This window comes from uncultured Algibacter sp., from assembly GCF_905480415.1.
Taxonomy (GTDB): Bacteria; Bacteroidota; Bacteroidia; order Flavobacteriales; family Flavobacteriaceae; genus Algibacter_B.
Genome location: NZ_CAJQQI010000057.1, coordinates 1 through 3,724, shown reverse-complemented (window position 1 = coordinate 3,724; position 3,724 = coordinate 1). Strand labels below are relative to the sequence as shown.

Annotated in this window: 5 protein-coding genes; 2 read left to right on the top strand and 3 right to left on the bottom strand. The window is 29.9% G+C overall.

From position 1 onward, the window contains the following. Positions 1–265: 265 nt before the first annotated feature. Entirely contained in the window at positions 266–412 is a 147-nt protein-coding gene (locus QZ260_RS04735) for a hypothetical protein (protein WP_295983341.1), read from the bottom strand. Between the two features lie 254 nt (positions 413–666). Between QZ260_RS04735 and QZ260_RS04730 the strand changes: the two genes are divergently transcribed. Together QZ260_RS04730 and QZ260_RS04725 are read left to right on the top strand one after the other, a co-directional pair. After that, the gene (locus QZ260_RS04730) at positions 667–1,089 is read left to right on the top strand and encodes a CBS domain-containing protein (RefSeq protein WP_295983338.1); all 423 of its coding nucleotides are present in this window, start codon (positions 667–669) and stop codon (positions 1,087–1,089) included. A 103-nt stretch (positions 1,090–1,192) separates the two neighbouring features. Then, the gene (locus tag QZ260_RS04725; RefSeq protein WP_295983335.1) at positions 1,193–1,612 is read left to right on the top strand and encodes a CBS domain-containing protein; all 420 of its coding nucleotides are present in this window, start codon (positions 1,193–1,195) and stop codon (positions 1,610–1,612) included. On the opposite strand, the gene rpe is transcribed toward QZ260_RS04725, so the two are convergent. Together rpe and QZ260_RS04715 are read right to left on the bottom strand one after the other, a co-directional pair. Then, a complete protein-coding gene (gene rpe / locus QZ260_RS04720; RefSeq protein ID WP_295983333.1) occupies positions 1,609–2,271 on the bottom strand; it encodes a ribulose-phosphate 3-epimerase in 663 nt (220 codons plus the stop codon). The two genes, QZ260_RS04725 and rpe, sit on opposite strands and share 4 nt — an antisense overlap. A gap of 193 nt (positions 2,272–2,464) precedes the next feature. Next, complete coding sequence (locus tag QZ260_RS04715) at positions 2,465–3,328, bottom strand: sigma-70 family RNA polymerase sigma factor (protein ID WP_072402889.1); 864 nt, start codon at positions 3,326–3,328, stop codon at positions 2,465–2,467. Between the last annotated feature and the right edge of the window lie 396 nt (positions 3,329–3,724).

Genomic DNA, 3,724 nt, shown 5'->3' with positions numbered 1-3,724 from the left:
AGTTTTTCTTGTTTTTATCTTTTAAAAAAAATAAGAGTATTTGCTTTTCTCTTTTTGATATCATAGTTCAAATTTAAAGAATTAGATTACATTATGAGTTTATATTTGTAAGTTTTTTAATCAACAACAAGAATCAATTTTGATTTTAAAGAAAGTTGATTTTGAGTTGTTACATAGAGCCTATTTAAAACTTTTCAGAATACTTATCAAGACCATGACCAGATTTAAAACTTCTAAATCCGATTATTGTATTATGTTGCGCATCCTAGAGCACTTTAACAAAGAACTTGTCAATGGCGTAACAATTACAACGCTCTCCATAACCAATATAGTTATATAAATAAGTACCGTATTGGTTAGCGGTTCCCATGCGTTCATTTAGTTCTAATGCATTAAACTCGTATAAGTTCATTCCTTAATATTGTTAGGCTTTTTAATTTATTTTAGTTTAAATTCTTGAAAAGTTCTAATATTAGGTTAGAAGGCAGGTCTTTGTAGTTCAAATTTGTGCAATTTTAATTATATGTAAATCAGGTGGTTGAGTTTTTTAATTTTGTATATATGACATAAATGTTGTAATTAAGTTTGTATAGGATGACTTTTATCATGCTTTTTTAGGGTTTAGTTTAATATTTTTAGAGTAATTAAACTTTAATACTTAATGTCATGATACGAAAAGCGCCGATTTCAATGATAATGACCGAGGATGTCATCACATTAAAAAAGACAGATAACTTAGAAACGGCCGAACAATTATTTAAGCGTCATAAAATAAGACACATTCCAGTAGTGCGTGGTGATGTGATTATTGGTATGCTAAGTTATACAGATTTATTGCGATTAAGTTTTGCTGATATAACTAATGATGATGATGATAATTCTACTGACGTGATGGTGTATAATATGTTTACTATAGAACAGGTCATGAAAAGAAATGTAGTTAGTGTTTCTTCGTCTAAATCCATAAAAGAAGTAGCCGAGATTTTAGCGTCTAAAGAGTTTCATGCACTTCCCGTAGTTGATAATAATTTATTAAGCGGTATAGTAACAACTACTGATTTGATAAAGTATTTAATAAAACAGTTTTAAATTAATTTTAACGCTTAAAACACGATTCAAATATTACTTATTAATATCATAATATATTTTCTCATTTTGAAGTAATGATACTTTAGAATTTAAATCAAAAGCTATGAGGGAGCATAAAGCAATTTCTACTATAATGACGAAAAACATTATAGCATTAACAAGAGAAGATGATTTAGAAAGAGCAGAAATGCTTTTTAATAGACATAAAATCAAACATATACCAGTAGTTTCAGGTGAGGCTATTATAGGGATGTTAAGTTTTACAGATTTGATGCGAATTAGTTTTGCTGAAACTCCTGATGAAGAAAATAATTCAGTTGAATCTGTTGTTTATAATATGTTCACTATAGAACAGGTAATGGTTAAAGATGTAGTCACTGTTACTAGTCAAACTACAATAAAAGAAGTTGCTCAAATTTTAGCTGAACGCGAATTTCATGCATTACCAATTGTAGATGGTGGCGTTTTGATAGGTATAGTAACAACAACAGATTTATTAAACTATTTTATAAAACAGTTTTAAGAATTAGAAAGGGCTTTTAAATCTTTTATGGTTTCTGGTGGATTTGAGCTTTTAAAAACATAGCTTCCCGCTACCAATACGTCTGCTCCAGCATCAACAAGTTGTTTTGCATTTTTATTAGTAACACCTCCATCAATTTCAATTTTAGTTGAAGCACCTTTTCTTGTAATTAAATCTTTCAATTGTTTTACTTTAGTATACGTGTTTTTTATAAAACTTTGGCCTCCAAATCCTGGATTTACACTCATAAGGCATACTAGGTCAATATCATTGATAGTGTCTTCTAGAAGTTTAATATTGGTGTGCGGATTCAAAGCAACTCCAGCTTTCATGCCCTCTGCTTTAATAGCCTGTAAAGTTCTATGTAAATGCGGGCAAGCTTCATAGTGTACGGTTAAAATATCACTTCCTAATTCAGCGAAAGTTTTTATGTACCTATCTGGGTCAACAATCATTAAATGCACATCAATAGTTTTTTTTGCATGTTTGCTAATAGCTTGTAAAACAGGCATGCCAAATGAAATATTCGGAACAAAAACACCATCCATGATATCAATATGAAACCAATCAGCTTCACTTTTATTAACCATTTCTATATCGCGTTGAAGGTTAGCGAAATCTGCTGCTAGTATTGAAGGTGCAATTAATTTTGAATTCATTATGTAATATGATTTTAATTGATGCAAATATAGAAAAGTCTTTTTTGAAGTTCCTTTTCTTTACAGAGAGATTTAAAATAGAATAAAAATAAACCCCCGGTAATCAGCCGAGGGTTCTTTCATCAATCAAAAAACGAACAGTTATGTTTTGTAACTGTTGTTACTGTAATTTAGTCATAATTTTTTAAAATTACTAACCTAAATATGTTTTCAATATTTTACTTCTAGACGTATGTTTTAATCTACGAATAGCTTTTTCTTTAATTTGTCTTACACGCTCACGAGTTAAATCAAACGTTTCACCAATTTCTTCTAAAGTCATTGGGTGTTGGTTTCCTAAACCAAAGTACAAACGAATAACATCTGCTTCACGAGGTGTTAATGTTTCTAGCGCACGCTCAATTTCGGTGCGCAAAGATTCATGTAATAGTTCACGATCTGGATTTGGTGATTCGCCACTATTTAATACATCATAAAGATTAGAATCCTCACCTTCAACTAAAGGTGCATCCATACTTACGTGGCGTCCAGAGTTTTTCATAGACTCCTTAACATCGTTGATAGTCATATCCAATTCTTTAGCAATTTCTTCTGCAGAAGGCGGACGTTCATGACTTTGCTCTAAAAAGGCAAATGTTTTATTAATTTTGTTAATAGAACCAATTTTATTAAGCGGTAAACGTACAATACGAGATTGCTCCGCCAATGCTTGAAGAATCGATTGACGAATCCACCAAACAGCGTATGATATAAATTTAAAACCACGAGTTTCATCAAAACGTTGTGCTGCTTTAATTAAACCTAAATTACCTTCATTAATTAAATCTGGTAATGTTAAACCTTGGTTTTGATATTGTTTAGCTACAGATACAACGAAACGTAAATTAGCTTTTGTTAACTTTTCTAAAGCTAATTGATCACCAGCTTTAATACGTTGTGCTAATTCAACCTCTTCATCGGCTGTAATTAAATCAACTTTACCAATTTCCTGTAGATATTTATCTAACGAAGCGGTTTCTCTATTAGTTACCTGCTTCGTAATTTTAAGTTGTCTCATCTAATGTCTCCTGAATTTAATTGTGAATAAATAGGTTACTCAATTGTTATACGCACACATGCTACATTTTGTTACAAAAAAGGTGAAATATTTTTACCTCTTTAATTTTTAGACATAATAATTGCTAAAAAAGTCACATCAAATATGTACTTCAGAATTGATGTTTATGCAAGATTGAACAAGAGTTAAGTTTAATAAATATCTCTTCAAAATCAAATATTATTGTCAATTATTATGTATTATCTCATTACATATTAATTTTTGTAAATTCCATTAAAAAATAGCAGCCTCTTTTTTCACTTGGATTAATTACTAAATTGTTTTACCGCCTCTAAAGTTTGCTGATATTTATCATTGTACAATTATTTAAAGTGTAATAATTTACTGCATGAATAA